This is a genomic window from Pedobacter sp. 01N416 (assembly GCF_056399685.1).
Window position 1 is genome coordinate 1 of sequence record NZ_JBFTRT010000644.1, and the last position, 4203, is coordinate 4203.

General features: G+C 37.9%; 4 protein-coding genes. 1 reads left to right on the top strand and 3 read right to left on the bottom strand.

The annotated features are described in order from the left end of the window. On the bottom strand, positions 1-1647 hold a 1647-nt coding region (locus AC1DND_RS25190; protein ID WP_477585282.1), incomplete at its 3' end, for an SIR2 family protein. Positions 1648-1762: 115 nt separating this feature from the next. Here AC1DND_RS25190 and AC1DND_RS25195 point away from each other — a divergent pair. Next, positions 1763-2701, top strand: a complete 939-nt coding sequence (locus AC1DND_RS25195) for an HNH endonuclease (RefSeq protein ID WP_477585283.1) — start codon at positions 1763-1765, stop codon at positions 2699-2701. Between the two features lie 3 nt (positions 2702-2704). Here the strand turns inward: AC1DND_RS25195 and AC1DND_RS25200 are convergent, their stop codons facing one another. Further along, a complete protein-coding gene (locus AC1DND_RS25200) occupies positions 2705-3220 on the bottom strand; it encodes a hypothetical protein (protein WP_477585284.1) in 516 nt (171 codons plus the stop codon). 71 nt (positions 3221-3291) lie between these two features. Next, positions 3292-4095, bottom strand: coding sequence for a hypothetical protein (locus AC1DND_RS25205; RefSeq protein ID WP_477585285.1), 804 nt, complete (start codon positions 4093-4095; stop codon positions 3292-3294). Between the last annotated feature and the right edge of the window lie 108 nt (positions 4096-4203).

Here is a 4203-nt window from a genome sequence, read left to right on the forward strand (position 1 = left end):
ATCCTTAAAAGCGAAAGCCAACAGCTTCATTTCAGCAGGGTTGATCCCAGCTTTTAACTTGCTGGATTTTTTAGCATCATATCGCCGCAGTCTGTAATTATCATAAAACTGAATAAAACTGAGCTGTGTATCCGTATACCTTATGTCTGGGATGTAAATAGGAGTTGCAAGAGCTTTTAAACGTCTTAAATTTTCTTGTACTTTTTCAGGGTCCTGACGAGGTTCACTTCTTAAAGTTGTCCGGTCTTTCCAGATATCTTGCCACTCTGAAATATGCGTGGTATCCGCTAGTGGAATCATGGGCTCCGCATTATCATCGTCCGCAAGAAATGAAACAAAGGCGCTCAGGTAATCTTTATAGGTAGGTTGTCCAGTTTCCTTTTCCATAAAGGAAGCAAGCAACCCCTGGAGCGACTCATCCTGCAAAGGAATCCTTTTGATATTATGGTTTTCAAAAAACAATAAACGATCTGGAGAAATTTTGTCGTTATTTACATCAATTAGGTAGATCTTCACCTCCTTTGGTTCCCCTTTTTTATTGCCCCTTTGCAGCACATCCCTCACCCAGGTAATCCATGCAATGAAATTTGGATCATCCGCCGAAAAACCCACTAGACAAAAAGACTCCTGTAGAAGGGAAATTCGCATTAATTGGGTAAATGGTTCGTGAAGGTGAGGATATTGATCGTAATCTTCCTGAGAAATAATGTACTGGCATTTATGGTCCCCATCAAAACCAAATTCAAAATTTTCAATCTGCTTTGGTGTCCGTAAAGAGCCGTGCAGCTTAATGATATTTTTATTCCGTTTGATTTTCAGCTTACTCGCCTCAGTAACAATTGTAAAACAGTCATTTAGTAGCTTTTCTTTTTTGTCTATCTGACTACTTTTAAGACTGGCCTGTCTTTCGAGGTTTCTGAGTTGTGTATTAATTTTATCCCTTTTTTCTCGTAGTTCCTCCAAATCATCAGGTTTGGAAGTGGTCATGCCATCCGTGCCTTGTATACCTATATTGTTCTCTTGCTCATAAATCTTGACTTCAATTTCAGAAAGTGATTTTTCGAAATTACTATATTCCAGTAATAGGGAAGCAACTTCTTTTTCCAAAAGCTGGATTTCATTCCTGAGGTCATTAGGAAGTTGTTCACTTACACATATATCAAGTAAATGGTCATAATTGGTTGTGTAAATATTGTTCCAGCCCAAACCAATTAATGCTCGGTGCAAATCCAAATCCTCAAAATCTAGGGACTTTTGGATTTCGCCCATAGACAATAGGATTTGAGACCGTTCCTGATGTACATAAGGTGTTCTTTTTTCGATGTATGTAGCAATAGATTCAATGGAATGCTCTCGGATATAATCCGAAACTACCTGGAGGTATCCTTTTTGCCGTAGTAATTCTTTAAACCTAATATCTATATATTGTTCTTCCTTGTGCTGTTTACGTTTAATAGGTGGAAGATTATAATATTCCCGGGAAAGTTCCGCCCCGTACTGTGCTCTCATCAAGTCTAACAGCAGTTCATACCAGGTGGGGAAGAGGGGACTAACATTTTTGCTGAATCCTGAACCCACCATAACTGACATCTGGTTGTTGCCTAGCTTGGCCCGTAGTTTTTGTAATAAGTTGGAATAATCCATCATTTGAAAAGCGTTTGTTGCTAATTTAACAACAAACTGTCCATCAAGCTAAATAAGTTATCCACCAGACTATGGAGTTTTTGCTTAAACGGTTAAAAAATGAAATCTTTTAGTTATTTTGTCTGAAGTAAATAAGGTAAATAACCGCTTACCAGATATGAATAAAGGTCAACTGAATTACTATACAAATCCTGAGCACATGGATAGTCTGGCGGAATTTGCAAAAGATTATGCCATCCAGGTATTAGTAAGCTGCCCGGAGGAAGCAAATAAACACTGGATACCAAAAAAAGAACGATGTTGCAGGTTTTGTAAAAAACGAATGCCTGAAGTCAACTTTAAAATGGATGCTCATCTAATTCCTGAATTTCTGGGAAACAAAACCCTGATTTGTCAGGATGAATGTGATGCATGTAATAGCCGGTTTTCTGCATTTGAAACTGATCTATCAGCTTATTTAGGCCCGCTGAATAGTTTGTTCTCAAGAGAGGGAAAAAAAAACAGGGTTCCCCAGTTTAAGGTTCCAGGCAGTCCCTTAAGCGCTAAGCCTACAGTCATGTATGGGGCAAAAGTCACTGAAGTGGAAAATGAGGGCTTGCCATTGGAAATTAATCTAAAAACTGGCAGCGCAAAATTATCCTATAAGAAGAGTCCTTACACTCCAATAAATGTTTACAAAATCTTTTGTAAAATGGCTTATTGCCTATTACCTGAATCAGAGCTTTCAAACTATGAACCCCTAAGGCTCTTTATACTGGATAATGCCTTTAATCAAGATTTTTCCTTGTTTGCCACAGTTCATGAATATGCCTTACCTTTAGAATATCCCAGACCAGAAATACGGATATTTAAGCGTATGACCGCGTCCACCAAACTCATCTCCCACGTCTGTATGTTATATTTTGGAAATATGATGTTTGAGTTCCTGCTTCCGGGTAACCTTCTTGATGATTACATGAAAGGGGAGGTAAATCTTAAACAAAAATTTTGTCCGCCATTCTTCTTCTTTGGAAAGATGGATACTCAAATGAAATTTCCAGATGAACCGGTGGATTAAGAATCAGCTTGTTTTTTCCTCCTTATCCCTCTCTTTAACATACAAATGGAAAAAACTTATAAAAATATCCCCTGCAAGTAACATTACAACTGCCAGCCAGATAAATGATGTCCATTTTAAGATAAAATAGTAATCCTTTAAAAAATCAAAAAGTACAATGCTCAAGGCCAGTTTTTCCGAAAATAAATATTTACATACCACCGCCATCAAAAAACAAAAACAGCAAAGTACCGAATCTACCGCATATCGGTAAAGCTTTCCAGCTAGGTTTTTATCTTTGGTACTCCGTTGCCAGTTGAAGAGCATTGTCGAAACCCCCAGAAAAATTGCAAAACCATAAGCGGTAAGGGTAATAAAGCGATCATCATCTTCCAAAAGCAGTAAAAAGCACTTTAATAAGCCCAGAAGAAATGGAGCAAAAACAATTATAAAAAGGATGATTTTCAAGATTCCCCATAATCCTTTACCAATCCAAGGAAACCGGGCCTTGAGGCTTTGTTGAGTGTTAATTTTAGTCATTGGTTGATTGTTGCTAATTGAATTACAAGGTAAATATTTAAATAAAGTGAGACAATCGGTCAAAAAATAAGTTAATTATCAGTTTTTTGCATTAGAATAGATTTTGCGAGAAAATAAGCATCCTCATAATACTGAGCAGATTCGAATTTCTGACGTGCTTGGTGGAATAAATAAATATCTTCCGTCATAGTATAATCCAGAATATAAAATCTATCCAATACTTGTTTTAAGGTCTGTTTGCCCCATGAGTCCTCCACTATACCATCCGGATGTACGACAACTACATGGCAAAAACCTAATTTATTTCCACAATCGCGGTGATAGCGGGAAACTGAAATGCCCATAACGGGTGACCCCGTTAGTTCAGATAAGGCCTGGGCAAAGGGAATACAGTTCCCATGTGAAAATTTAGAAGCCAGGTAAGCCGGGATTTCCGGGTTTCGTCTTTTAGGAATTAATTTTAAAAAATTAGGATTGGCCAATATGGCCTTTGTTGCCCGCTCAATTTCCACCTGGTTAGCTTTTACCCGCATAGGCATTTCTATTAACTTTTCCTCCTGATAACAACGGGTTGAGATATAAGTCTTGTCTGGCCTAACCCTGCCTGCAGCAGCTGGCCGGATAACATATTGGTTAAAGGCTATAATACTTTTCTTACCCGTAAAATCAAAAACGACATCCTGATTCGTTTCCACATAAGCACGAACAGGTATCATTTCATCCTCGGTTGTTTCCTGGCTTCCAGTTAACCAATCTACCTGAAGCATCCAGCCTGTGATCCTTGCCAGTGCAATGGCAAAATTGATGCCATCTGATTTTTCCCAGTGGATGATGAGCGCAGGTGGAAACCCTGCTGGATTATGCTTTAAATTCATATAGTACATTAATTTTAGATTTTTAAAATTAAAGTTTTTTATTGAGAGAAAGTATCCTTAGTCCATTTGGGTTGTTTTTTATGCACCAAACGAATATCAGTTATATAA